Origin of the sequence: Streptomyces sp. NBC_00285, from assembly GCF_036174265.1 — a bacterium.
Lineage (GTDB): Bacteria > Actinomycetota > Actinomycetes > Streptomycetales > Streptomycetaceae > Streptomyces.
The window spans coordinates 7,662,138-7,686,269 of record NZ_CP108055.1 but is presented as its reverse complement, the minus strand read 5'-3'; the positions used below and the strand labels follow the sequence as shown (position 1 = coordinate 7,686,269).

Annotated in this window: 22 protein-coding genes and 1 pseudogene; 7 read left to right on the top strand and 16 right to left on the bottom strand. The window is 69.0% G+C overall.

The genetic code is table 11. The features are described 5' to 3' along the window. Positions 1 to 26: 26 nt before the first annotated feature. Positions 27 to 722: an LAETG motif-containing sortase-dependent surface protein gene (locus OHT57_RS35575; protein WP_328750862.1), complete on the top strand. Its 696-nt coding sequence runs from the start codon at positions 27 to 29 to the stop codon at positions 720 to 722. Positions 723 to 782: 60 nt separating this feature from the next. Here OHT57_RS35575 and OHT57_RS35570 read toward each other — a convergent pair whose 3' ends face one another. The 5 genes from OHT57_RS35570 to rlmN all read right to left on the bottom strand — a co-directional run bounded on the left by OHT57_RS35570 (position 783) and on the right by rlmN (position 6,564). Next, positions 783 to 1,571 carry a maleylpyruvate isomerase family mycothiol-dependent enzyme gene (locus tag OHT57_RS35570; protein ID WP_328750861.1) on the bottom strand — a complete coding sequence of 263 codons (789 nt, stop codon included), beginning with the start codon at positions 1,569 to 1,571 and terminating at the stop codon, positions 783 to 785. A 25-nt stretch (positions 1,572 to 1,596) separates the two neighbouring features. After that, entirely contained in the window at positions 1,597 to 2,619 is a 1,023-nt protein-coding gene (locus OHT57_RS35565) for an ABC transporter ATP-binding protein (RefSeq protein WP_328750860.1), read from the bottom strand. Then, entirely contained in the window at positions 2,620 to 4,221 is a 1,602-nt protein-coding gene (locus OHT57_RS35560; RefSeq protein WP_328750859.1) for an ABC transporter permease, read from the bottom strand. Between the two features lie 38 nt (positions 4,222 to 4,259). Next, entirely contained in the window at positions 4,260 to 5,330 is a 1,071-nt protein-coding gene (locus OHT57_RS35555; RefSeq protein WP_328750858.1) for a thiamine ABC transporter substrate-binding protein, read from the bottom strand. 127 nt (positions 5,331 to 5,457) lie between these two features. Beyond that, a complete protein-coding gene (rlmN, locus tag OHT57_RS35550; protein ID WP_328750857.1) occupies positions 5,458 to 6,564 on the bottom strand; it encodes a 23S rRNA (adenine(2503)-C(2))-methyltransferase RlmN in 1,107 nt (368 codons plus the stop codon). A 144-nt stretch (positions 6,565 to 6,708) separates the two neighbouring features. On the opposite strand from rlmN, the gene OHT57_RS35545 reads away from it, so the two are divergent. Continuing rightward, entirely contained in the window at positions 6,709 to 6,930 is a 222-nt protein-coding gene (locus OHT57_RS35545) for a hypothetical protein (RefSeq protein WP_328753416.1), read from the top strand. 77 nt (positions 6,931 to 7,007) lie between these two features. Here the strand turns inward: OHT57_RS35545 and OHT57_RS35540 are convergent, their stop codons facing one another. The 8 genes from OHT57_RS35540 to rpsB form a co-directional block, all read right to left on the bottom strand. Then, the gene (locus OHT57_RS35540) at positions 7,008 to 7,271 is read right to left on the bottom strand and encodes a hypothetical protein (protein ID WP_328750856.1); all 264 of its coding nucleotides are present in this window, start codon (positions 7,269 to 7,271) and stop codon (positions 7,008 to 7,010) included. Next, positions 7,268 to 8,404: a WXG100 family type VII secretion target gene (locus OHT57_RS35535; RefSeq protein WP_328750855.1), complete on the bottom strand. Its 1,137-nt coding sequence runs from the start codon at positions 8,402 to 8,404 to the stop codon at positions 7,268 to 7,270. The genes OHT57_RS35540 and OHT57_RS35535 overlap by 4 nt, the downstream gene beginning before the upstream one ends. Beyond that, on the bottom strand, positions 8,401 to 8,730 hold the full coding sequence (locus OHT57_RS35530; protein ID WP_328750854.1) for a WXG100 family type VII secretion target: 330 nt from the start codon (positions 8,728 to 8,730) through the stop codon (positions 8,401 to 8,403). Before OHT57_RS35530 ends, OHT57_RS35535 begins: the two co-directional genes overlap by 4 nt. Positions 8,731 to 8,945: 215 nt before the next feature. Then, positions 8,946 to 10,121: a phosphatidate cytidylyltransferase gene (locus tag OHT57_RS35525; protein WP_328750853.1), complete on the bottom strand. Its 1,176-nt coding sequence runs from the start codon at positions 10,119 to 10,121 to the stop codon at positions 8,946 to 8,948. Beyond that, positions 10,121 to 10,678, bottom strand: coding sequence for a ribosome recycling factor (gene frr / locus OHT57_RS35520; RefSeq protein ID WP_328750852.1), 558 nt, complete (start codon positions 10,676 to 10,678; stop codon positions 10,121 to 10,123). The genes OHT57_RS35525 and frr overlap by 1 nt, the downstream gene beginning before the upstream one ends. Positions 10,679 to 10,823: 145 nt before the next feature. Beyond that, complete coding sequence (gene pyrH / locus OHT57_RS35515) at positions 10,824 to 11,579, bottom strand: UMP kinase (protein WP_328750851.1); 756 nt, start codon at positions 11,577 to 11,579, stop codon at positions 10,824 to 10,826. Between the two features lie 188 nt (positions 11,580 to 11,767). Next, on the bottom strand, positions 11,768 to 12,604 hold the full coding sequence (gene tsf, locus OHT57_RS35510; RefSeq protein ID WP_328750849.1) for a translation elongation factor Ts: 837 nt from the start codon (positions 12,602 to 12,604) through the stop codon (positions 11,768 to 11,770). Positions 12,605 to 12,787: 183 nt separating this feature from the next. Next, entirely contained in the window at positions 12,788 to 13,750 is a 963-nt protein-coding gene (rpsB, locus tag OHT57_RS35505; protein ID WP_328750848.1) for a 30S ribosomal protein S2, read from the bottom strand. A 270-nt stretch (positions 13,751 to 14,020) separates the two neighbouring features. Here rpsB and OHT57_RS35500 point away from each other — a divergent pair, with 270 nt between their 5' ends. Next, a complete protein-coding gene (locus OHT57_RS35500) occupies positions 14,021 to 14,584 on the top strand; it encodes a M23 family metallopeptidase (protein ID WP_328750847.1) in 564 nt (187 codons plus the stop codon). 350 nt (positions 14,585 to 14,934) lie between these two features. Here the strand turns inward: OHT57_RS35500 and OHT57_RS35495 are convergent, their stop codons facing one another. The 3 genes and pseudogenes from OHT57_RS35495 to OHT57_RS35485 form a co-directional block, all read right to left on the bottom strand. Continuing rightward, complete coding sequence (locus OHT57_RS35495) at positions 14,935 to 15,492, bottom strand: TetR/AcrR family transcriptional regulator (RefSeq protein WP_328753414.1); 558 nt, start codon at positions 15,490 to 15,492, stop codon at positions 14,935 to 14,937. 105 nt (positions 15,493 to 15,597) lie between these two features. Beyond that, positions 15,598 to 16,440, bottom strand: coding sequence for an RNA polymerase sigma factor WhiG (whiG, locus tag OHT57_RS35490; RefSeq protein ID WP_328750846.1), 843 nt, complete (start codon positions 16,438 to 16,440; stop codon positions 15,598 to 15,600). Positions 16,441 to 16,684: 244 nt separating this feature from the next. Continuing rightward, positions 16,685 to 17,161 (bottom strand): annotated as a pseudogene (locus OHT57_RS35485) (DNA-processing protein DprA); the annotation flags it as partial. Between the two features lie 181 nt (positions 17,162 to 17,342). Between OHT57_RS35485 and OHT57_RS35480 the strand changes: the two are divergent. The 4 genes from OHT57_RS35480 (at position 17,343) to OHT57_RS35465 (ending at position 24,128) form a co-directional block, all read left to right on the top strand. Then, positions 17,343 to 18,455 (top strand): tyrosine-type recombinase/integrase, encoded by a 1,113-nt coding sequence (locus OHT57_RS35480; RefSeq protein ID WP_328750845.1) that lies wholly within the window; start codon positions 17,343 to 17,345, stop codon positions 18,453 to 18,455. Beyond that, positions 18,452 to 20,929: a tyrosine-type recombinase/integrase gene (locus OHT57_RS35475; protein WP_328750844.1), complete on the top strand. Its 2,478-nt coding sequence runs from the start codon at positions 18,452 to 18,454 to the stop codon at positions 20,927 to 20,929. Before OHT57_RS35480 ends, OHT57_RS35475 begins: the two co-directional genes overlap by 4 nt. After that, a complete protein-coding gene (locus tag OHT57_RS35470; protein ID WP_328750843.1) occupies positions 20,926 to 21,444 on the top strand; it encodes a DUF6262 family protein in 519 nt (172 codons plus the stop codon). The genes OHT57_RS35475 and OHT57_RS35470 overlap by 4 nt, the downstream gene beginning before the upstream one ends. Positions 21,445 to 21,608: 164 nt before the next feature. Continuing rightward, a complete protein-coding gene (locus tag OHT57_RS35465) occupies positions 21,609 to 24,128 on the top strand; it encodes a DEAD/DEAH box helicase (RefSeq protein ID WP_328750842.1) in 2,520 nt (839 codons plus the stop codon). The last annotated feature ends 4 nt before the right edge of the window (positions 24,129 to 24,132 follow it).

Sequence of the window (24,132 nt, the reverse complement as noted above, 5' to 3'; positions counted from 1 at the left end):
ATTTGCGCAACCCGTGAAGGACGAACGTGGCATTCACGCCCATATCTCGCCGCACCGCCCGCGTCTCGCGCTTCCTCGGCGTCGCCGCCGCATCGACCGCGATCGTGCTCGGTGCCTCCGGCAACGCGCTTGCCTGCAACATCAGTGAGTTCTCCGCCGAAGCCGCGTGCGACGGCACCCAGGGCGTCATCACCGTCACCGACGTCGACAAGTCCGGCGTCGAGGCGACCGTCTCCGTGTACCTGCAGAGCAACGGTGCCGACGCGAAGAAGGTCGGCGAGCAGACGGTGAAGGGCTCCAAGGGAGGCACCACCATCACCTTCAAGGAGGACTGGGCGCCCAACGCGGAGTACCGCATCCACGTCGAGGCCCTGCCCTACATCAAGGGTGAGGACATCAAGACCAACCTGACCACTCCGGCGACCGCCTGCAAGACCGAGGACACGCCGACCCCGACGCCCACGCCCACCCCGTCGGACTCCGCCAGCACCCCGGCCGAGGAGTCCCCGAGCCCGACCCCGTCGGCCTCGGAGGGCACCACCGCTCCGGCCTCCGTCGAGAGCAACGTCCCGTCGCCCGCGGCCGGCGACTCCAACCTCGCCGAGACCGGTGCGAACTCCAACACCGGCATGATCGCCGGGATCGCGATCGCCCTGGTCGCCATCGGTGGCGGCGCCGTCTTCTTCGGCCTGCGCCGTCGTGGGGCCAGCAGCACCAACTGACGCTCTTCCCGTACGCCAGTCATGGCCCGTCCCCGTATGTCGGGGCGGGCCATCGCTGTGTCAGCCGAAGCTCGCCCGCTCAAGCCAGAACTCCAGCAGCTCCCGCTCCCCCAGCACCTCCAACTCCGGGCTGTCCAAGGGCAGTCGACGGTAGAAGGCGAGCAGTACGGCGGTCAGCGGCCCCCGCAGCGCGACGGTCGCCTTCTCGTGCCCGCGCCGCCAGACGATGAGGTCGTCGGTGAACTCGATCACCCACTCCGCATCGAGTTCCGCGGTGCCGTCGGTGGCGTGCAGATGGATGCTGCGCCCCGCGCCGCGCAGTTCCCTCGACTCGTCGTCCGGAATGGTGCGCTGGGCGAACTCGACGATCTGGAGCCACTCGTCGATCGCGTCGGCGGCGATGTCCGGGGCGACCTCGTACGGCTGCCCGGCGGCGAGTGCGGCGTCGGCGCGGTGGATCGTGAGTTCGTGGGCCATCCGGCGTGCCCAGAAGCCCGAGGTGGGGATACCGGCCCAGGACCACACCGCGGTGTCCGGGCCGGCCTCCCGCAGAGCGGCGACGAGCAGGTCACCGGTCTCGGCGAGCCAGGCGTCGAGCTCACCGGCGTCCTCGGGGCCGTCCCCCGACGGCACCTGGTCCTCGGGGACCTCCTTCTCGGCCCGGGTGCGGACCATCAGCTCCACCCAGCGCAGGGCACCCCCGGTATGTCGCACCAACCGCTCCAGCGACCAGTCGGGGCAGGTCGGAACCGTCACGGAAAGATCGGCCCCGGAGGTCACCACCGCCCTCAACAGGCCGACCTGGTGGGCGATTTCATCGCAGTAGCGGTCATGTGCGAGCAGTGTCATGCTCCGCACTGTAGGTCCGCCTACGTCAGCCCAGCACCACAATTTCCTCCGGGTCGAACTCCACGCCGACCACGTCCCGGACCTCCGGCGCCGCCCGCAGCGCGCACGCGGCCTCCAACCGCGGCCCGTCGTCCGCGGGTTGCAGGTGCACGGCGACATGGGTGCCCTTGAACGTGCGCGCGGTGACCGTGCAGCGCAGGCCCTGGTCGGCGGGGAGGAGCCGGACGCCCGCAGGGCGCACCAGGAGGGTGTGGAGGCCCTGCGGGGCCTCCTCGGGGACCGGGATCTTGCCCCACGCCGTGTCGGCGGCCTCGCCCGAGACCGTCCCTTCGACCACGTTCTCGAAGCCGAGGAAGCGGGCCACGAACTCGTCCGCCGGCCGCTGCCAGACCTCAAGAGGCGTACCGGACTGGGCGATCCGCCCGTCCCGCATCACCACGACCCGGTCGGCGAGCGCGAAGGCCTCGCCCTGGTCGTGGGTGACCGCGAGCACGGTGGTGCCCAACCGCCCGAACAGCTCCCGCAGTTCGACGACGAGCCGCTCCCGCAGGGAACGGTCCAGCTGCCCGAGCGGCTCGTCCAGCATCAGCAGTCGGGGCCGGGGCGCGAGCGCGCGGGCCAGCGCGACCCGCTGCTGCTCACCACCGGAGAGCGCGCCGACGGCCCGGCGGGCGGCGCCCGGAAGGCCGACGAGGTCGAGCAACTCCCTCACCCGCTCGTCCTGTTGTGCTTTCGCGGCCCCGTGCATCCGCAGCCCGAAGGCCACGTTGGCGCCCACGTCCCGCTGCGGGAACAGCTGATGGTCCTGGAACATCAGCCCGACCCCGCGCCTGTGCGCGGGCACCCCGGCCTGGTCGATCCCGTCGAGCGACACCCGTCCCTCGTCGAGCGGCTGGAGCCCGGCCACCGCCCGCAGCAGCGTCGACTTGCCGCTGCCACTGGGCCCGAGCACGCACACGATCTCGTGCTCGGCGACATCGAGGCCGACCTCGTCCAGCACGGCCCGCCGGCCGAACCGTACGGTCGCTCCCTGAAGGCTCAGCAGCATCTAGAACTCCCCGGTCCGGTCGGTGCGCAGCCGTTCCAGCACCAGCAGAGCCACCGCACACACCACCATCAGGACGGTCGAAAGGGCCATCGCCTGGCCGTAGTTGAGGTCACCGGCACGTCCCAGCAGCCGGGCCACGGCGACCGGCAGCGTCGGGTTGTCGGGCCGGGCGATGAACACGGTCGCCCCGAACTCGCCCAGCGACACGGCGAAGGCGAAGCCCGCCGCGATCAGCAGCGCCCGCCGCACCATCGGCAGGTCGACCTCCCGCCACACCCGCCACGGCGACGCCCCGAGCACGGCCGCGGCCTCCCGCAGCCGGTGGTCCACGGCCCGCAGCACGGGCAGCATGGTGCGGACGACGAAGGGCACCCCGACCAGCGCCTGCGCGAGCGGCACCAGGAGCCAGGACTGCCTGAGGTTCAACGGCGGTTCGTCGAGGGCGATCAGGAACCCGAAGCCGACGGTCACCGCGGACACCCCGAGCGGCAGCATCAGCAGTGCGTCGAAGCCCCGTACCCAGCGCCCCGCGTCCCGTCGGGTCAGCGCGGCCGCCGCGAGTCCCCCGACCACCACGGCGATGACGGTGGCGGCGAGGGCGTACTCCAGCGAGTTCCCGATCGCCTCGATCGGCGCGACGAGGAAGACCCCGCCGTCGCTGTGGGTCAGCGCCCGGTAGTAAGCGAAGTCGGGGGCGTCGAGCGACCGCTGCACCAGTACGGCGAGCGGCAGGACGAGGAGGACGGCGATGACCGCGAGGACCCCGGCCAGCAGCCCCCACTCCCCCGCCCCGCGCGGCCGCCGGGTTGTGCCGGACGCGTCGACCAGTCGGAGTGCGCTCTCCCGGCGCCGTACGGTCCACGCGTGCAGGGCGAGGACCGCGCCCACCGCGACGAACTGGATCAGGGTGAGCACGGCGGCCGTGGCGAGGTCGAAGATGTCGGTGGTCTGCCGGTAGATCTCCACTTCGAGGGTCGAGAAGGCCGGCCCGCCGAGGATCTGCACCACGCCGAAGGAGGTGAAGGTGAAGAGGAAGACCATGAGGGCGGCGGCGGCCACGGCGGGCGCGAGCGCGGGGAGCGTGACCGTGCGCCAGGCCCTGAGCCGGGACGCGCCGAGCATCCGCGCCGCCTCCTCCTGCCGCGGGTCCAGCTGCGCCCACAGCCCGCCGACGGTCCGTACGACGACCGCGTAGTTGAAGAAGACGTGCGCGAGCAGGATCGCCCACACGGTGGTGTCCAGCCGCACGCCCCACCACTCGTCCAACAGCCCGCCCCGCCCGACGAGCGCCAGGAAGGCCGTACCGACCACGACCGTCGGCAGCACGAAGGGGACGGTGACCACGGCCCGCAGGATCTGCTTGCCGGGGAAGTCGAAGCGGGCGAAGACATAAGCGCCGGGCAGTGCGACCAGCAGCGTGAGCGCGGTGGAGGCGAGGGCCTGCCAGGTGGTGAACCACAGGACGTGGCGGATGTCCGGCTGGGTGAGGACGTCGCCGAAACGGCCGAACTGCCAGGCCCCGTCGACCTTCAGCCCGCGTGCGACGATCGCGGCGACGGGCCAGGCGAAGAAGACGGCGAAGAACGCGACGGGCACGGCCATGAGACCGAGCCGCGCCGCGCTGCCACTGCGGCGGGGCCCTACTTCAGTACGAGCGAGGTCCACGACTTGACCCAGTCGTCACGGTGGTCGGCGATCTTCGCGGGGTCCATGGTCTCGGGATCCTTGGCCTGCGGGCCGTACTCGGTGAACTCGGCGGGCACCGCGGCCCCCTCCACCACCGGGTAGACGAACATGTTGAGCGGCATGTCCTGCTGGAACTCCTTGGTGAGCAGGAAGTCCAGGAACGCCTTGCCGCCCTTGGTGTTGCCCGCGTTGCTCAGCAGCCCCGCGTACTCGATCTGCCGGAAGCAGGTGCCCTGGGCGACCCCGGTGGGAGCGGTCGTCGGCTTGGGGTCGGCGTAGATCACCTCGGCGGGCGGCGAGGAGGCGTACGACACGACGAGCGGCCGGTCCGCCTTCGCCTTCTTCCCTCCCGCGGACCCGGAGAACTCGTCGTTGTAGGCCTGCTCCCAGCCGTCGACGACCTTGACGCCGTTGGCCTTGAGCTTCTTCCAGTAGTCCTGCCAGCTGTCGTCGCCGTACTTCGCGGCGGACCCGAGGAGGAAGCCGAGGCCCGGCGAGGAGGTGGAGGCGTTCTCGGTGACGAGGAGGTTCTTGTAGGCGGGCTTGATCAGATCGTCGTACGACGTCGGCGGCTGGAGCTTGTGCTCGGTGAACCAGGCCTTGTCGTAGTTGACGCAGATGTCGCCGGTGTCGACGGGCGTGACCTTGTCCCCGTCGACCCGGTACCCGGTCTTGATCCGGTCGGCGCCCTTGGCCGCGTACGGCTGGAAGAGCCCGTTGTCGAGCGCGCGGGACAGGAGGGTGTTGTCGACGCCGAAGAAGACGTCACCCTGCGGGTTGTCCTTGGTGAGGATGGCCTTGTTGACGGCCTGCCCGGCGTCGCCGTCCTCCAGGACCTTGACCTTGTAGCCGGACTTCTTCTCGAAGTCGGCGAGGACGCTCTTGGAGACGGCCCACGAGTCGTGGCTGACGAGGGTGACGGTCTTGGAGTCGCCGCCACTGCTGTCGTCGGACGACGACCCGCACGCGGACAGCGTGACCAGGCCGAGGCCGACGAGGACAGCACAGTACTTCTTGGTGTTCACGGTGATGACCGAACTTCCTACCCAGAATGACCTGGGCGAGGTTCAGAGGGTCTGCGGCCCGATTGCCGCACTCTCAGCGCTGTCGCGCTCCCCTGTCGGATATGAAGATGTACGTATGAGTTGAAGATTACCGCTCGGTGGCCGCCAGCTGACCACAGGCCCCGTCGATCTCCTGCCCACGGGTGTCCCGGACCGTCACCGGCACCCCATGGGCGGCGATGGCCTCGACGAACGCCTTCTCGTCCTCGGGCCGGGAGGCGGTCCACTTGGACCCGGGAGTCGGGTTCAGCGGGATGAGGTTCACGTGCACGGGCTTGCCCCTGAGCAGCCGCCCGAGCCGGTCCCCGCGCCAGGCCTGGTCATTGATGTCCCGGATCAGCGCGTACTCGATGGACAGCCGACGCCCGCTCCTCTCGACGTACTCGAACCCGGCGTCGAGCACCTCGCGCACCTTCCACCGCGTGTTCACGGGGACGAGGGTGTCGCGCAGCTCGTCGTCCGGGGCGTGCAGGGAGATCGCGAGCCGGCACTTGAAGCCCTCGTCGGAGAACCGGTGAATGGCGGGTACGAGCCCCACGGTCGACACGGTGATGCCCCGCTGCGACAGCCCGAGCCCGTCGGGGGCGGGATCGGTGAGCGCGCGAATGGAGCCGACGACCCGCTTGTAGTTGGCGAGCGGCTCGCCCATCCCCATGAAGACGATGTTGGAGAGCCGCGCGGGCCCGCCCGGCACCTCCCCGTCCCGCAGCGCCCGCATCCCGTCCACGATCTGGTGGACGATCTCGGCGGTGGACAGATTGCGGTCAAGGCCCGCCTGCCCGGTGGCGCAGAAGGGACAGTTCATCCCGCACCCGGCCTGCGAGCTGATGCACATGGTCACCCGGTCCGGGTACCGCATCAGCACGGACTCCACGAGCGTCCCGTCGAACAGCCGCCACAGCGTCTTGCGCGTGGTCCCCTGGTCGGTCGACAGATGCCGTACGACGGTCATCAGCTCGGGAAGCAGCGCCTCCTGGAGCTTGCCGCGCGCACCGGCGGGGATGTCGGTCCACTCCGCCGGGTCGTGCGCGTACCGCGCGAAGTAGTGCTGCGAGAGCTGCTTGGCACGAAACGGCTTCTCCCCGATCTCGGCCACGACCTCTTTACGTTCGGCGGGCGTGAGATCGGCGAGGTGCCGCGGCGGCTTCTTGGCTCCGCGGGGGGCGACGAAAGTGAGTTCTCCGGGTGCAGGCATAACCCTCCCAGTGTCGCAGATCAACTCCCGTAGCCCAGGCCACGGTGGGGTGGGGGTGGTCACCTGTGGATGCCGTCGGTCGGCGTCGGCCGGTTTCGCGCGGCCCAGGGACGGGATGATCTCCCCGGAGGGGTGCGCGTGGACATGCTCGAACTGATGGAGTGGCTGGGCGAGCGCGGAGTCACGGCTGTCTTCAAGGTCGACGGTGACCGCATGGTCGAGCGACGGGCGGCATGGATGGTCATCGTCAGCGGTGGGCCCCTCGGCGAGGGCTCGTTCTTCCGTGCCGACCTGGCCACGCCGGACGCCTGCCTCGATTCGTTGCTCGCCCACCTGGAGGGCAAGGGCCTGTCGCCGTTCGCATGATCAGCACATCCTGTGGGGTGGTGCTGCCGCTCGATACGAACCAGGGGCGGGGCGGTCGCCGAGGTCAGGTGCCGCGTTCAGAGGATCCACAGGCCGAAGGCCGCGATCGCGGCACCCACGGTCACGAAGAAGCCGCCGGTCAGGGTGACCGGCAGCACCTGTCCTCGACGGCGCGCGGGCTCCAGGCCACGCCAGGTGCTGACCGCTGCGTACACCCCGATGAGAGCGATTGCACAGCCGATGACGAGGGCGACGAACCCGAAGAAACCGGACCAGCTGGAGGAGTGGTCCGGGTTGGGGGTGAACACGGCCGCGAGGACCGTCTCGCCGAGGGGGCTCACTTGTCGTTCTCGTCCTTCGTCAGGTTCTGGATGTCGGACTCGATACCGGACGCGGCAGCGTAGACGCCGGTGTTGAGAGTGGTGCCCAGGGTGTTCCTGAACGCTCCGTCCGCGAGCTTTCCCCGGTCGCTGAGGTGTTCCCCGCCGAGGCTGCCGTGCTCCTCCAGGGCATGGTTGACCCCGTGGTTCTGGGCGTTTCCGGCGGCCCCCGCGACCGCGTTGGTCAGAGCGTCCTGGCCCATGGTCGAAGGGTCCTGGCCGTTCTCGTAGTCGGCCGTCAGACCGCCCGTCACATTGCCGAGCGCGCCGTTCACCGCGGTGCCGAGCAGGCCCTCCCCCCTCAGAAGGTTTCCGGCCAGCCCGGTGACTCGGGCCCCCGCCACGCCGGCTCCGGCGGTGAATCCGGCCGTGCCGCCCGCGAGCAGCGCGCCGTTCCTGAGGTCGGCTCCCACAGTCACCGGCTGACCGTTGACCGCCTGGGTCACCATCAGGCTTCCCGAATCCGCCACGAAGTTCGTCGCGAAGCTCTCCAGCCCCGTCCTGGCGAAGGTCGCGCTGACCCTGGCGACCGCCGTGAGCATCCGCTCCAACGTGGCGACCGTCTCCGCGCCGAGCCCCGAGAACCGCTCCAGGAGGCTCGCGACCCGCTCCGCCGCCGACGTGAACAACCGGACCAGGTCCACGACCTTGGCGACCCGCTCCGCCACCGCCGTGTTCGCTACGAGGTCGGAGAGGAAACCGGTGAAGAACGACAGCGCGACCCCGGCGATCTCCATCTCGGCGATCTCGACACAGATATCGATGATCTCCTTGTTGATCCCGTCGATCTCGTCCGCGTAGGACCGCAGTCCGTCGGCGACGTGATGGAAGTTGGCGGCGACGTCCTGGACGACCTTCTTCTGCTCGGCCCAGTGCCTCTCGAAGGCGTCCCGCGCGGCCCCGTGCCACCCCTGCCGGTCGACCCCGGCGATCGCGGCGTCGACGGCCCGTACGACATCGGTCAGTTCCGTGCCCATGGCGTCCCAGGCGCGGGCGATGGCCCGGAGCGTGTCGCCGTCGCCGCCCGGCAGCTCCACGCCGGCCGCCTGGAGGATGTCCAGCACCTTGCCGTCGATCCAGCTGTTGATGCTCACGGACGGCCGCCCGAGGCCGCGCTGTGGACATAGCCGAGGGCGGTCAGGTCCGAGTCCTTGTAGTGGGTGACGTTCAGCCTGAGCCGGTCACCGTCGCTCCTGAGCACCTCCGGAAGACGCCCGAGCGCCTTGGCCGTGTTCTCCAGCAACTGCCGGTACTTCTCGGTCGCCCCGTCACAGATCCCCAGCAGCCCGAACGCCTGCCCGATCTCCGCCGCGCTTGCCGAGAACGCCCCGATCGGCCCGGCAAGCCCCGCCGCCTCCCGGTCGAACCTGCCCGCCAGATCCGTCAACGTCTCCGGGTCCACCCCGAACTGCCCGCTCATCCCGCTCCCCCGTTCGAAAACCCACGCGACGGTCAGCATCCCGGACGAACGCCAGCGGAAACGGCCCCTTTTACGTATGCGAAGCAAGGCCTGACACACAATTTGCGCCGACCTGGCCTCCGCTATGCCTGAGGTGACGGGCTTGGCCGTACCTACGGTGACGAAACGCAAAGGGGCGGCAGCCGTCGCTGCCGCCCCTCGCCCACCGTCCTGCGTCAGCCGCTGCCCACGAACAGCACCAGCAGCAGCCACACCACAGGCGCCGTCGGCAGCAGCGAGTCCAGGCGGTCCATGATCCCGCCGTGCCCCGGCAGCAGCGTGCCCATGTCCTTGATGCCGAGGTCCCGCTTGATCATCGACTCGCCGAGGTCACCCAGCGTCGCGCTGGCTGCGACCGCAAGGCCGACGACCAGTCCCTGCCACCACTCGCCGTCGTCGATCAGGAACTCCATGCACAGCGCGCCCGCCACCATCGCGAACGCCACCGCGCCGACCAGACCCTCACGCGTCTTGCCGGGGCTGATGCGCGGCGCGAGCTTGTGGGTGCCGAAGCGCCAGCCGACGGCGTACGCACCGGTGTCGCTGACGACGGTCAGGAGCAGGAATACCAGGACGCGGGCCGCCCCGTCCTCGGCCGTCAGCATCATCGCGACGAACGTGGCCAGGAACGGGACGTAGAACGCCGCGAAGACGGCCGCCGTGACGTCCTTCAGGTAACCCTCCGGCGGCTCCGTCATCCGCCAGACGAGCACGGCGAGCGTCGTGAGCGCCATGGCGACCCAGGCACCCTCCGCGCCCCGGACATACCCGGCGACGACCATCGCGGCCCCGCCGAGCGCCAGCGGCACGAGGGGCGCCTTGATGCCCTTGCGCTCCTGAAGCCTGCTGGTCAGCTCCCACAGACCCACGACGACGGCGACCGCTATCACGCCGACGAACGCGGCCTTGACGAAGAACAGCGACGCGATGATCACCACGCCGAGTCCGACCCCGACCCCTATGGCCGCACCCAGGTCCCGCCCCGCGCTCTTCTTCTGCGGCGCGGGCGCCGGCTGCGAGGAGTCGGACATGGGCTCCGGATTCTGCGTCTGCGGCGCTGCCGGGTAGGGCTGCGCCGACCTGGTGGGGTCGCGGTAGGACGTCGTCCCGTCGCGGAACGTCTCGTCCTGGAACGGGGGACCACTCAGCCGAGCGGCCCCCCGGTCGTCATCCTGGTCGTCGCCGTACCGGGGTACGGCCGGTCCGTCGGGCACGATGGGCATGGGGCGAGTGTGCTGCGCGTCATGCGCATCGTACGCGGGACCCGCCGGGGCAGCCCCCTGGACAGGCCCCTGGTCGGACGGCCCCCAGTACCCGGCTTGTGGCGGCGTTCCCCAGGAAGAGTCGTTCATCAGACCTCGAGAAGCTCCGCTTCCTTGTGCTTCAGGAGCTCGTCCACCTGGGCGACGTACTTGTGCGTCGCGTCGTCGAGATCCTTCTCCGCACGACGGCCGTCGTCCTCGCCGACCTCGCCGTCCTTGACGAGCTTGTCGATCGAGTCCTTGGCCTTGCGGCGGACCGCGCGAATGGACACGCGCGAGTCCTCGGCCTTGCTCTTGGCGACCTTGATGTAGTCGCGGCGGCGCTCCTCGGTGAGCTCGGGGAACACCACGCGGATGATGTTGCCGTCGTTGCTCGGGTTGACGCCCAGGTCGGAGTCACGGATGGCCTGCTCGATGTTGCGCAGGGCCGTCTTGTCGAACGGGGTCACCACCGCCATGCGCGGCTCCGGCACGGAGAACGAAGCCAGCTGGTTGATCGGCGTCAGCGCACCGTAGTAGTCCGCCACGATCTTGTTGAACATCGCCGGGTGCGCACGACCGGTACGGATCGCGGCGAAGTCCTCCTTGGCGACGACGACGGCCTTCTCCATCTTCTCCTCGGCCTCGAGGAGGGTCTCTTCGATCACCACTTGCTCCTGCGTGTCTTGAGTAGGCCCGGCTGCTGTTCCGTGTGCGTGGGGCGGCGGCCGGCTGCGTCGCGTCTCTTCCTGCACGGTTCCCGACCGGCAGGACATTGTCCATCCCCCGGTCAGGGACCGGGTGTATCTGAGGTCAGTCCCGGTTGCCCTGGTCACCCACAAGCGTGCCGATCTTCTCACCCTTGACGGCGCGCGCGATATTGCCCTCCGCCAGGAGCTCGAACACGAGGATCGGGAGCTTGTTGTCGCGGCACAGTGTGACGGCCGTGGCGTCGGCGACCTTGAGGTCGCGGGTGATGACCTCGCCGTACCCGAGGGAGTCGAACTTGACCGCGTCGGGGTTGGTCTTCGGGTCGGAGTCGTAGACCCCGTCCACGCCGTTCTTGCCCATCAGCAGCGCCTCGGCGTCGATCTCCAGGGCGCGCTGCGCGGCGGTGGTGTCGGTGGAGAAGTACGGCATGCCCATGCCGGCGCCGAAGATGACCACTCGGCCCTTCTCCAGGTGGCGCACGGCACGCAGCGGGATGTACGGCTCGGCGACCTGGCCCATGGTGATGGCGGTCTGCACCCGGCTGTCGATGCCCTCCTTCTCCAGGAAGTCCTGGAGAGCGAGGCAGTTCATCACGGTGCCGAGCATGCCCATGTAGTCCGAGCGCGCCCGGTCCATGCCGCGCTGCTGAAGCTCGGCGCCGCGGAAGAAGTTGCCGCCGCCGATGACGACGGCGATCTCGGCGCCGTCCCGGACCACGGCGGCGATCTCGCGGGCGATCTTGTGCACCACGTTGGGGTCCACACCCAGGCCCCCGCCGCCGGCGAACGCCTCTCCGGACAGCTTCAGCAGAAACCGGCCGCGTACCTTGCCGTCGTCGCTCTTGACCTTGGTGGTCATGGAGATCCCGCCTCTTTCACCTGTTGCACATACGAAGAAGGCCATTGCCGGTGGGAACTGGTTCGCATCCCATGCGCGGCAATGGCCTCCTTGTCAGATCTGCTGTCGTCCGCCACGCGCGTGCGTGCCGGCGTACCGGACGACTGCTGACGACCCTATCGGGCCCGCGCGTCGCTCGCGGTACGGACTCAGATGCCGACCTTGATACGCGTGAAGCGCTTCAGGGTGACACCGGCCTCGTCCAGAACCTTCTGGACCGACTTCTTGTTGTCGAGCGCGTACGGCTGGCCGAGCAGCGTGGCGTCCTTGAAGAAGCCGTTGAGGCGACCCTCGACGATCTTCGGCAGGGCGGCCTCGGGCTTGCCCTCGGCGCGGGTGGTCTCCTCGGCGACGCGGCGCTCGGTCTCGACGACCTCGGCCGGCACGTCCTCCTTGGAGAGGTACTTCGGCGCGAAGGCGGCGATGTGCTGGGCGACACCGCGGGCGACCTCGGCGTTCGGCTTGTCCAGCTCGACGAGGACACCGATCTGCGGGGGCAGGTCGGGCATCGTGCGGTGCATGTACGCGGTCACGAAGCCGTCACCGAACTGCGCGAAGCGGTCCAGGACGATCTTCTCGCCGAGGTTGGCGTTGGCCTCGTCCACGTACGCCTGGACGGTCTTGCCGGCCTCGATCTCGGAGGCGAGCAGGGCCTGCAGGTCGGCCGGGGAGGACTTGGCAACGTGCTCGGCGATCGCGCCCGCGACGGCCTGGAACTTCTCGCCCTTGGCGACGAAGTCCGTCTCGCACTTCAGCTCGACGAGGACGCCGGAGGAGTTGTCGTCGGCGATGATCGAGACCACGGCGCCGTTCTCGGCGGAGCGGCCCTCGCGCTTGGCGACACCCTTCTGGCCCTTGATCCGGAGCGCCTCTACTGCCTTGTCGACGTCGCCCTCGGCCTCGTCCAGCGCCTTCTTGCAGTCCATCATTCCGGCGCCCGTGAGCTCACGGAGCTTCTTGACGTCGCCGGCGGTGTAGTTCGCCATGAGTCTGTAAGTCTTTCTCGAAGTCTGGAAGATCGAAGATCTACGGGGTCTGCGGCCCCCCATACAGCCAGGGGCCGCCGACTCTCCGCTGACCTACGGGTGAACGGCGGGAGCGGACTTGACCGCGCCGATGGCGCTGTCGGATGCCGTACCGCTCCCGCCGTCACCCCTGACGCTGACGGATCAGGCCTGCTCGGCGTCCGCGGCCGGAGCCTCGGTGACCTCAGCCTCGGCGGCGGGCGCCTCGGTGACCTCGGCCTCGGCGGCCGGAGCCTCCGTGACCTCAGCCTCGGCGGCGGGAGCCTCGTCGGCCGGAGCCTCAGCAGCGGGAGCCTCGGCAGCCTCCGCGGCGGGAGCCTCCTCGGCCTTCTTCTCGCCACCGTCGAGCAGGTCGCGCTCCCACTCGGCGAGCGGCTCGCCCGCGGCCTTCTCGCCCTTGTCACCGGTGGCGACGCGCGAGCGGCTGATGAGGCCCTCGGCGACGGCGTCGGCGATCACGCGGGTGAGCAGGGTGACGGAGCGGATCGCGTCGTCGTTGCCCGGGATCTTGTAGTCGACCTCGTCCGGGTCGCAGTTGGTGTCGAGGATCGCGACCACCGGAATGTGGAGCTTCCGGGCCTCACCAACGGCGATGTGCTCCTTCTTGGTGTCCACGATCCAGACGGCGCTGGGCACCTTGGACATCTCGCGGATACCACCGAGGGTCTTCTCCAGCTTGGCCTTCTCGCGCGAGAGCACGAGAAGCTCCTTCTTGGTGAGACCCGACGCGGCGACGTCCTCGAAGTCGATGACCTCGAGCTCCTTGAGGCGCTGCAGCCGCTTGTAGACGGTCGAGAAGTTGGTGAGCATGCCGCCCAGCCAGCGCTGGTTGACGTAGGGCATGCCGACGCGGGTCGCCTGCTCGGCGATCGCCTCCTGTGCCTGCTTCTTCGTGCCGACGAACATGACCGTGCCACCGTGGGCGACGGTCTCCTTGACGAACTCGTAGGCGCGGTCGATGTACGACAGCGACTGGAGCAGGTCGATGATGTAGATGCCGTTGCGCTCCGTGAAGATGAAGCGCTTCATCTTCGGGTTCCAACGACGGGTCTGGTGACCGAAGTGGACGCCGCTTTCCAGCAGCTCCCGCATCGTGACGACGGCCATGGCCGTTCTCCTTGAGTTTCTCGGTTGTGCCGCGGGGACCGGACGGCTCCCGCGCCTGACACCCACATGCGCCGTGCCACGAAGGACCGAGGGGCGCTGACAAGGACCGTTGCCGGCCGCGTGTCGGGGCGTGCGAAGTCGACCCGGTGACCCGGATCGCCAGAAGAAGTGTACGGGACCCGCGAGGTACCGGGTGACGGCGTTGTCCACAACCGGGCGGTGGTCCACAGGCTCCGGTCATGGCAGGGGCGGGTGCGGGACGGTTCCGGCATGCGAGCGAAGCGATGCGGTACGTGGCTGGTCCTGGGACTCCTGCTGATCCTGACGCTGTCGACACCCGCGCCCGGCCCCCTTGCCCTGGCCCCGGCGGCCACCGACACCTCGGTGCCGGCGATCGCCCGGACCTGGCCCGTGGGCACCCGCCCGCCGGTCCTCCGCGGCTGGGAACCCCCGGCGACGGTGTACGGCCGCGGTCACCGCGGCGTGGACCTGGCAGCTCCTTCCGGGACCCCGGTGCGCGCGGTGGCACCGGGCCGGGTGTCCTTCGCGGGCCGGGTGGCGGGCAAGGGCGTGGTGTCCGTGGAACTGACAGGAACAGATCTCCGGACGACGTACGAACCGGTGCGCCCGTCGGTCGAGAAGGGCGACGAGGTGAAGGCGGGCGAGGTCGTCGGCACGGTGGAACCGGCGGGCTCCCACTGCACGACCATGTGCGTGCACTGGGGCCTGCGGCGGGGCGAGACGTATCTGGACCCACTGTCCCTGCTCCCACCGTGGCTGCTCCACAGAGGCCCGTCGAGGCTGCTGCCCGTACTCGACATCCCCTTGCCCTGACCATGGGAGCGGTGGGGCGGGGTGACTGGGCCCCGGGCCGACGGGGGCAACTTGCTGCCCGGGGGTGGCCTGCGGCCCCGGGGGTCTCTCTGGTAGCCGCGGGGGCTCGCGGCCGCAGGGGTGGCTCCCGGCCCACGGGGACGGTTCCGGCCACAAGCGTAGGCCCAGCCCGTGGTGACGGCTCCTGGCCCATCGACAGGAGTGCACCTCCGAGCCCACGGGGGCGGCCCCTGGCACACAGCGACCCCGGTGCGCGCAAGCCGCACCCCAATCACCGGGTGGCACAGCCCCTGCCGGACCCGATACCGGCCTGCCTCAGAGAGTTCAGTACGGCGAAACCCGCCCGGTCCTCAGCCCCGGACACCCCTCAACGCCATGGAAACCGCCGCCTCGGTGATCACCGAAGGCTCCTCCGCGGCGCCCAGCTCGATCCTGCGCACAGCCGCGTCCACGACCCCCTGCACCAGCATGGCCGCCAGCCGGGGCTGCGCGTGCCCCATCTCAGCGAGCGCCTCGACGATCATCGCCACCAGCCCGCCGTGCGCCGCGCGGATCTTCTCCCGGGCTCCCGCGTCCAGCTCGCTCGCGGAGATCGCGACGACAGCCCGATGCCGCCGGTCCCCGACCAGCGCGAGCTGCCGCCGTACATAGGCCTCGACCCTGGCCTCCGCGTCCTGTGCCGCGGCCATCGCCGCCGAGACCTCCGCGACCCACACCGGGAAGTCGACCTCGCACAGTTCCTCGACCACGGCGGCCCGCGAGCGGAAGTACTCGTACACGGAAGACCGCGCGAGCCCCGTCCGCTCGGCGAGAGCGGGGAAGGTCAGCGCCTCCGTCCCGCCCTCGGACAGCAAAGAGCGAGCCGCGTCCAGCAGAGCGGCCCGCTGCATCGTCCGGTGCTCGGCCACTGAGGCCGCTCGAATCCTTGGCACGTCAACCACTGTACGGACGCGCCACTCCCGACGGGAGTCACTCCACCGGGCCGGCCCGCGCCACGAGGTCGTCCGACCGGGTCAGCGGCCGAAACTCGCCAGCTTCGCCCGCAACTGGAGCACGGACTTGGTGTGGATCTGGCTGACCCGGCTCTCGGTGACCCCCAGCACGTTCCCGATCTCCATGAGCGTGAGCCCCTCGTAGTAGTACAGGGTCACGACGGTCTTCTCCCGCTCGGGCAGCGTGTTGATGGCCCGCGCCAGGAACCGTCTGAGCTCCCGGTCCTCGGCGACCTCCACGGGGTTGTCCGCGGCGGTGTCCTCCAGCGTGTCCATGAGGCTGAGCCGGTCGCCGCCCTCGCCGCCGACATGCAGCAGCTCCTCCAGCGCCACCACGTTGGCCAGCGACAACTGGCTGAACACCGCGTGGAGATCGTCCACCGCGATGCCGAGCTCGCCGGCGACCTCAGCCTCCGAGGGCGTCCGCCGCAGCCGCGCCTCCAGGGTCGCGTACGCCCGCTCGACGTTGCGTGCCTTCTGCCGCACTGACCGCGGGATCCAGTCCAGCGCCCGCAGTTCGTCGATCATCGCGCCCCGGATCCGGGTGATCGCGTACGTCTCGAACTTGATCTCCCGGTCGATGTCGAACTTCTCGATCGCGTCGATGAGTCCGAAGACCCCCGAGGACACGAAGTCCGCCTGCTCGACGTTGGGCGGCAGTCCGACGCTCACCCGTCCCGCGACGTACTTCACGAGCGGTGAGTAGTGCAGGATCAGCTGCTCACGCAACCGCTCGTCCGCCGTCGCCTTGTACGACCGCCACAACTCGTCGAGGGTCGAGGGAGCGGGCGGTCGCACGCTGCCACCGTCACGGGCGGCTGGCGGGATCGCCGCCCGGTCGGACCCGGAAGTGTGCTGGGGCATTCGTCGCCTTGTGCCGTTCTGCCGTGAAGTACGCGATGTATGTGAACTGCGTCGGAATCCCCGTGAGCGTAGCGTGACTGAAGTGTCGCAGTGCGCAAAGGGCGTGGCCGGGTTCCTGCGCGGACACGCTCCGCCGACCGCTCCCCGAAGGCACGACGGTCGCCCTGTGTGATCACCGGAGTACTTCAACTGCGGGAAATCCCAAGGGCTTCGGGGACTCCCTCGGACGGCCGAACACGCTCGGTCAGCACGGGCTCCGGCCGCCCCGGACCGAGATCATCGCCTGGCGTGTCAACTTCCAGCCGTCGCCGTGTCGTTCGACGTAACCAAGTGCACGGAGTTCGTACAGTCTCGCGATCGCGTCGTCCTGCGTGGTCTGCGCGCCGCGGGCGATCTCGCCCACGTCCGCCTCCCGGCGCCCGGGCAGCGCGGCCAGGACCCTCCGCGCCGCCGGGTCCAGCAGATCGCGCGGCAGGACCGGTCCGCGCCGGTCCGGCGCCAGTTCGCCCATGTCGCCGACCAGTTCGACGACTTCCGCGGCGTCCGTGACGAGCGTGGCGTTCTCGCGCAGCAGTTCGTGCACTCCGCCGGAGAGGCTGCTGGTGGCCGGCCCGGGTACCCCCATCGTGTGACGTCCCAGCCGCTGTGCTGCCCGCGCGGTGACCAGCGAGCCGCTGCGGTGGGCCGCCTCGACGACCACGGTTCCCCGAGTGAGGGCGGCGTTCTCCGGGGGTTCTGTGGCTGTGGTGTGACGCTGCAACTCCCCTTCTCGTTGGTGAGGTTGCAGCGGTACTCGGGGGGTGTGGCTCTGCGGCGGATCGTTGCGATCGTCTCGTGAAGTGGGGCTACAAGTGCGGGCCTTCCCTGTACGGATGCCGTCGGGCACCAGGTACTGGACCGTGATGGATGACGACCTGGTGGTGGTGGAGAGCGCTGATCGGTTCCTGCGGGAGCTGAGACTGGCTCGGGACCGGGCGGAGAGTACGACGAAGTCGTACGCGGAAGGGGTGTCTCTGTTCCTCCGCTGGTGCGTACGTACGGGACGCGACTGGCGGACGGCTGCCCGGGATATGGGGCTGTTCATGCTCTGGCTCAAGTGGACGCCCGGCGACGGCGGACAGCACGTGACCGTGGTGCCGGGGCCGGGCTCGAAGCCGGCCCGGGGCGAGAGCCGGATCAACAAGGTGCTGACCGCGGTCCGGATGTTCCTGGCCCACGCCGTGGTGAACAAGGCGGTCCCGGCGTGGGTGCTGGAACAGCTCTACGAACTCGGCGACGACCGGGATCTGCCATACGAGGCACGCGGTGAGAACGGCGGGCTGCGCTACCGGCTACGCGCCCGTCATCGGCTCCAGGAGCCGGAGACCGACGTCGACAGGGCCAGCGACGAGGAGATCGTCGCGATGTTCCTCGCCTGCCGCTCCGCTCGTGACCGGCTGATTCTGCTGCTGCTTGCCCGGGTCGGGCTCCGGCGCGGGCAGACTGCGGGACTGCACCGCACCGACCTCCACCTGCTGGTGGACTCGCGGTCTCTGGGCTGTGACATCGAGGGAGCCCACCTGCACGTCGTCCGGCGGCAGAACGAGAACAACGCCTGGTCCAAGCGCCGGGCCTCGGTCTGGTTCCCCGTCGACTTCCTCGTGGTCCAGGCTTTCGACCAGTACGCACTGGAGCGCTTTGAGCGGCTGGGCGCCGGCGGCAGCGACTTCGTCCTGGTCAACCTGTTCCGCCCGCCCTACGGCTCCCCCGTCACCCCGGACGCGATCGGTGAGCTCGTGGAGTCGCTGGCCGGGCGGGCCGGGCTGGACCGGCCGATCTCCCCGCACATGTGTCGCCACGCCATGGCCAGCAACGTCGCGGACGCGGGTGGCAGCCTCGACGAGGTCCAGGCCCTGCTGGGCCAGAAGAACCCCGCCTCGGCCCGGCCCTATCTGCATCCCAAGGCGGCACGGCTGCGTGAGGCGGTCGAACGGGTTCCATCACCGCGTCAGCTGAGCGAGGGAGACTCCCGATGACCCTTGCCCTTGCTCCGGCTCGCCCGATCGAAGACCCGCTCACCACTGAGCTCCTGGCGGCATTGAAGCCGGACTTCCTCAGCACGATGAGCTGGGATTCCAGTGTCCGGGTGCTGACCTTCCCGGCGGGTCACCCGCTGCTGGGAGGGCCTCAGTGCCTCGTGGCCGGCTGCGAACAGATGACCTTCACGAAGGCCCACCGCGGGATCTGCGTCGCCTGCTGGCAACAGATGGAACGGCGGGGCCAGGAGTTCGAGGACTTCGTCGCGAACACCGTGCGGTCCTGGCGCGGGATCGGGATCTCCAACTGCCGGGTCCCGCACTGCGCGAGGCCCTGGATGACGTCGACCAGACCGTTGTGCACCACTCACGGTCACCAGCAGGAGAACATCTTCTGCCTGCCGGTGGAGGAGTTCATCCGTCATCCGGACGTCCGGCCGCTGCCGGGCTTCGGGCCGTGTCAGGTCGCGGCCTGCGCGAGGGACCGGCACGGCCGGGGACCCTACTGCCATGCCCATACGAACCGGTGGAAGATCGTTCGCCGGAATGGGTACGCACACGACGAGGAGACGTGGCGGCGGACAGCGACCGGAATCGCCGAGTCGGGGAAGGTCAGCCTGCGCGGCCTTCCTGACCGGGTCGTCGCCGAACTCCTCTACGGCCTGCAACAGCGTTATGCCGAAGGAATCCGACAGCTCGACGTGGACACCCGAGGCATCGCCGATCTCGTCCGGGCCCAGCAACTCGGCTCACTGAGCGAACTCGACCCGAGCCCGCTGCCCAAGAACCTCCGGCGACTCGTGAGGGGCATCCTCAAGCACTGCGACCGCTCCCAGCTGTCGCCGGAGACCGAGCGCCACAAGGACACCTGGGACGGCGCCGCCTTCGGCTTCGCCGGGAACTTGTACTTCAACGAGATCAGCCAGCCTTGGCTGCGTGAGGCCGCCAAGAGCTGGGCCGTCGATGACGTTCCCGGACGCCGCGGCCACAAGATCCGGAACACCGTCCAGAGTCAGATCAACTCGCTGGCACACCTCTCGGCGAGCCTCCGGCTCAACCGGGCCGACGAGGGCACCGTTCCGCGGCTACTCGTCCGGGAGGACGTGCTGCACTTCCTCAACCGGCTCCGGTTCCTGCACGAACGCGAGGAGATCAGCTCGGTCCGCCGCTGCAAGATTGCCCGTGACGTCAGGCGGCTGCTGACCCGGATGAGGACGCTCGGCCTGGACCAGCCGGGGCACCCGTTGCACGGTCTGAACAGCGACTTCGTCCTGCGCTGGGAGGACATCCCCGACGATCCGGAGGACACGGAGGCCGGCCACGACCTTCCGCCGGAGGTGATGCGCCAGCTCTGCGACCACCTGAACTCGCTGGGCTCCGGCGAGGACCCGGTGATCCGCACCGTCATCGAGCTCCTTATGGACACCGGTCGACGCCCCGGCGAGATCCGCACCCTGGGCTGGGACTGCCTCGAACGCGACAGCGACGGCAAACCCGTGCTCATCTACGACAACCACAAGGCACTCAGGAACGGGCGGCGGCTGCCCATCCCCGAGGCGACCGCAACAGTGATCCTCGACCAGCAGAAACGTGCTCGGGCCCGGTTCCCGGATACCCCGGTCAAGGACCTCAAGCTGCTTCCCTCGATCCGGATGAACCCGGACGGCACGAAGCCGGTCAGTGACGGGTGGATCAGCGACGCGCATCGATCCTGGGTCGTCTCGCTGCCCGACTTCGTCGTCCCCATCGTGGTCCTGCGGGACGGCGAACGCGTCACCGAGATGCTCCCCTACGACAAGGCGAACATCTTCCCCTACGCCTACCGGCACACCTACGCACAACGACATGCCGACGCGGGCGTCCCCATCGACGTCCTCAGAGGGCTTATGGATCATCGCCAACTCGACACCACTCAACGCTATTACCGCGTTGGCGAGACCCGCCGCAGGGAGGCCGTCGACCGCGTCACCGCCATGCAGTTCGACCGGCACGGCAACCGCGTCTGGCGCCAGGCCAAGAACCTACTCGACTCCGAACACGCCCGCAGAGCCGTCGGCGAAGTCGCCGTTCCCTACGGCGTTTGCTCCGAGCCGTCGAACGTCGCGGCTGGCGGCCACGACTGCCCGGTGCGGTTCCGTTGCGTCGGCTGCGGACACTTCCGCACCGACGTGTCCTATCTGCCAGACCTGGAGGCATACCTGGCCGATCTCCTGCGCAACCGGGAACGGCTCGCGGCCTTCGCCGACGCCGATTCCTGGGCCAAGGGCGAGGCAATGCCCTCGGACGAGGAGATCACCCGAGTGAGGCGCCTGGTCCGCCGTGTCCGCGAGGACCTCGACGGACTCACCGCCGAAGACCGGACCCAGATCGAGCAGGCCGTCGGACTGGTCCGCAACAGCCGCCACGTCGTCTCACTCGGAATGCCGAAGATCCGCCAGCCCCTGCCCGACCTCCGTCCTGGAAGAGCCTCATGACCGCCCCCATGATCGAAGGAAAGCGGGCAGACTCGGCCCGCCGACGCGAACGCGTCCTCAAAGCAATCGACGCAGCCCTGCGAAGCGGCGAGGCCATCACCGTGTCCGGGCTCGCCCGCGCGGCGCGGGTCGATCGCACCTTCCTCTATCGGCACCGAGACCTGCTCGAACGAGTCCACACCGCCGCGGCCAGCCCCCCGTCTGAAGGGCGGCAGGCAGCCGTGACCAGGGCCTCGCTCCAGGCGGACCTGGCCAACGCGCTGGAGCGCAACACGCGGCTCGCCCAGCGGGTCCGGCAACTGGAGAAACGCCTCTCCGAATCGCTCGGAGAGTCCGCATGGGCCGACTCCGGCCTCGGCGCCCCCACCGACGTCGACCAGCTACAGCGGCGCATCGCGATCCTTGAGCAAGAACTCGCGGAAGTACGCGGTCAGCTCGACGAACGGACCGAGGAGCTCGCGGCGGCACGAGGCGCCAACCGCGAGCTGACCCGGGCCATTAACCAACGAAATTGATCACGCTTGCCGCTGAAGCGCCAAACGTTGGGCAGGCCGCCCCTGGCCAGCGGCTGGCGCACGCAGCGTCACTAATCGTTGTGCATCGAGGGAACCGGCAACGGCATGATGACAATGCGAGACCGGCAGCGTCCGCAGCCGGCGGGAGAGGGGACTCGAAGGACATGCCTCTGGATCTGAGCAGGCTGGGCAAGGGCGATCGTGCACCCCTCATCCGCCCGCGCGACATCTTCAACGGACTGCCGAACCGCCCCTTCCCATACCTCCGCCAGGAACAGGGCGAGGTATTCGAATCATGGTTCGACATCAGAGACAACCATGACGTCGTGATCAAGCAGAACACGGGAGGCGGCAAGACGGTCGTCGGCCTGCTGATCGCGCAGAGCACCTTGAACGAGGGCATCGGCAAGGCCGTCTATCTCACGCCCGACAAATACCTGGCATCCCAGGCCCGAGCCGAGGCCCACCGGCTGGGACTCGCGACAGCCAGCGACCCGGACGACATGGAGTTCCGCGCCGAGCGGGCAATCCTGATCACCACTTTCCACACCCTCGTCAACGGCCTGTCCCGCTTCGGAGTGATCGGCGGATCACACCCGCCCATGGATCTGGGTGTCGTGATCGTTGACGACGCCCATGCCGCGCTGGCGGCCACAGAGGCTCAGTTCACGCTCAACATCGCCCGCGGACACGACACCTATCAGCCGCTCCTGGACATGTTCGAGGGCGACTTGCGCCGACAGTCCGCGAAGGCATGGGCAGACATCAGCACAGCGGAGTACACCGCGACCATCCGTGTCCCGTTCTGGGCATGGGCGGACCGAGCCCAGGACGTCATGGAGCTGCTGCACCCGCACCGGGAAAGCAACAAAGAGTTCCGGTTCACGTGGCCCCTGATCGCGGATGTCCTTCCGCTGTGCGCCGCGACCGCGACCAGTCAAGGCTTCGAGATCCGTCCGCCGTGCCCGCCGATCCACATGATCCCGTCGTTCGCGAAGGCCCGCCGCCGCGTCTACCTCACTGCCACTCTCGCAGACGACAGTGTGCTCGTGACCTCGCTCGATGCCGACCCGGAACTTCTGGTCAAACCCGTCACTCCAGGAAGCGCGGCGGACCTCGGCGACCGGCTGATCCTTTCTCCGCTGGCACTCAACCGCAACCTCGACGCCGGGGCCATCAGACTGCTTGCCCGGCAATTCGCCAACGGTGACCGGAACGGTGACGGTGCCCCCGACGCACAGCCGATCAACGTCGTCGTCATCGTGCCCAGTGGGCCGGCCGCAGAGCCGTGGAAGCCGTTCGCGGACGCCGTGCTCAGAGTCGATGACCTCGCAGCCGGAGTAGAAACCCTCAAGTCCACACGCGGCCGCCTCGTGGTCTTGATCAACAAATACGACGGGGTCGACCTGCCCGGCGACGCCTGTCGCCTCCTGATCCTCGATGGCGTCCCCACTCCGATGAGCGGCGCCGACCGCCGCGAAGCGGATGCCCTGACCGGCAGCCCGACCGTCACAGCACGTGAGATCCAGAGGATCGAGCAGGGCATGGGCCGAGGCGTGCGTGATCGGGACGACCACTGCGCAGTTCTCCTTCTCGGAGCCAACCTCGCCCGAGCCACGACGGAGCCGAACCGCCTGTCGATGTTCTCCAACGCGACCCAGGCCCAGCTTGGGCTCAGCCAGGAACTGGCCCTCCAGATCAAAGGCGAGGGAATCAGCTCGATTCGGGAGGCTCTCTCCCTTTTCCTCAGCAGAGATCCGGCCTGGGTTGAGGAGAGCCGACGCCGCACGGCCACGGTCCGCTACGCCGAGTACACGAGAATCCGCCCCGAGGCCATCGCGAGTCGGAAGGCATTCGACCTGGCCGTCGTCGGCCAGACCAGCAATGCAGCTGAACGTTTTGTGCAGGTGATCAACCAGACGGATGATCCAGCCTTGCGGGGATGGCTGCTGGAGCAGCGGGCTGGATACGTTCACTTCACCGACTCGCACCAGGCTCAGCAGGTGCTCGTGAACGCTACGGGACTCAACCACGCGGTATTGCGACCAGCTGCCGGCATCGCCCCCGCCAAGGTCAAGGCCGGGGCCGTTCAAGCCCGAGAAGCAGCCGCGTTCCTGGCCGCAAAATACGACAATCCAACTCAATTCGTCCTCGGGGTCAAGGCCCTGCTGGAGGATGTCGCCTGGGACGAGGAGCGCACGAACCAGGCCGAAGCCGCCTGGCAGCAGCTGGGACGGCACCTCGGGTTCGCCAGCAGCCGCCCCGACAAGGAGAGCGGCGGCGAAGGTCCAGACAACCTCTGGATTCTCAGCTCGACTCGGCATGCCGTCACAGAACTCAAGACGGGCTGCACCACCAGCACCATCTCGAAGCACGATCTGAATCAGCTCGGCGGCAGCGTCCGATGGGACCGCCGCGAGTATCCGGAAGCCACTCCCCTGCCGGTCATGCTCCACCCCAGCAATATTTGCGACTCGCTGGGCACCCCGGAGCCGGGCATGGTCGTCATCACGCCTGACAAGCTCGACGCCCTCAAAGCTGCCGTGACCAGGTACACGGTTGCCCTGGCCGACGGACTGGGTCTATGGCGGGACGAGGGCAGCGTCGCCACGCATCTCGCGGCAAATCGCCTAAATGGCGATCAACTTTTCAATACCTACGCCATCCCGGCGCGCAAGGTCTGAGTCG

Bases quoted from the DNA above. Each gene is read 5' to 3' on its own strand.
- OHT57_RS35465 (WP_328750842.1), top strand. From the start codon at position 21,609: ATGCCTCTGGATCTGAGCAGGCTGGGCAAGGGCGATCGTGCACCCCTC.
- OHT57_RS35470 (WP_328750843.1), top strand. From the start codon at position 20,926: ATGACCGCCCCCATGATCGAAGGAAAGCGGGCAGACTCGGCCCGCCGA.
- pyrH (WP_328750851.1), bottom strand. From the start codon at position 11,579: ATGACCACCAAGGTCAAGAGCGACGACGGCAAGGTACGCGGCCGGTTT.
- rlmN (WP_328750857.1), bottom strand. From the start codon at position 6,564: ATGCCTGCACCCGGAGAACTCACTTTCGTCGCCCCCCGCGGAGCCAAG.
- OHT57_RS35560 (WP_328750859.1), bottom strand. From the start codon at position 4,221: ATGGCCGTGCCCGTCGCGTTCTTCGCCGTCTTCTTCGCCTGGCCCGTC.
- OHT57_RS35545 (WP_328753416.1), top strand. From the start codon at position 6,709: ATGCTCGAACTGATGGAGTGGCTGGGCGAGCGCGGAGTCACGGCTGTC.
- tsf (WP_328750849.1), bottom strand. From the start codon at position 12,604: ATGGCGAACTACACCGCCGGCGACGTCAAGAAGCTCCGTGAGCTCACG.
- OHT57_RS35480 (WP_328750845.1), top strand. From the start codon at position 17,343: ATGGATGACGACCTGGTGGTGGTGGAGAGCGCTGATCGGTTCCTGCGG.
- OHT57_RS35530 (WP_328750854.1), bottom strand. From the start codon at position 8,730: ATGAGCGGGCAGTTCGGGGTGGACCCGGAGACGTTGACGGATCTGGCG.
- OHT57_RS35475 (WP_328750844.1), top strand. From the start codon at position 18,452: ATGACCCTTGCCCTTGCTCCGGCTCGCCCGATCGAAGACCCGCTCACC.
- OHT57_RS35525 (WP_328750853.1), bottom strand. From the start codon at position 10,121: ATGAACGACTCTTCCTGGGGAACGCCGCCACAAGCCGGGTACTGGGGG.
- OHT57_RS35500 (WP_328750847.1), top strand. From the start codon at position 14,021: ATGCGAGCGAAGCGATGCGGTACGTGGCTGGTCCTGGGACTCCTGCTG.
- OHT57_RS35565 (WP_328750860.1), bottom strand. From the start codon at position 2,619: ATGCTGCTGAGCCTTCAGGGAGCGACCGTACGGTTCGGCCGGCGGGCC.
- OHT57_RS35570 (WP_328750861.1), bottom strand. From the start codon at position 1,571: ATGACACTGCTCGCACATGACCGCTACTGCGATGAAATCGCCCACCAG.
- rpsB (WP_328750848.1), bottom strand. From the start codon at position 13,750: ATGGCCGTCGTCACGATGCGGGAGCTGCTGGAAAGCGGCGTCCACTTC.
- whiG (WP_328750846.1), bottom strand. From the start codon at position 16,440: ATGCCCCAGCACACTTCCGGGTCCGACCGGGCGGCGATCCCGCCAGCC.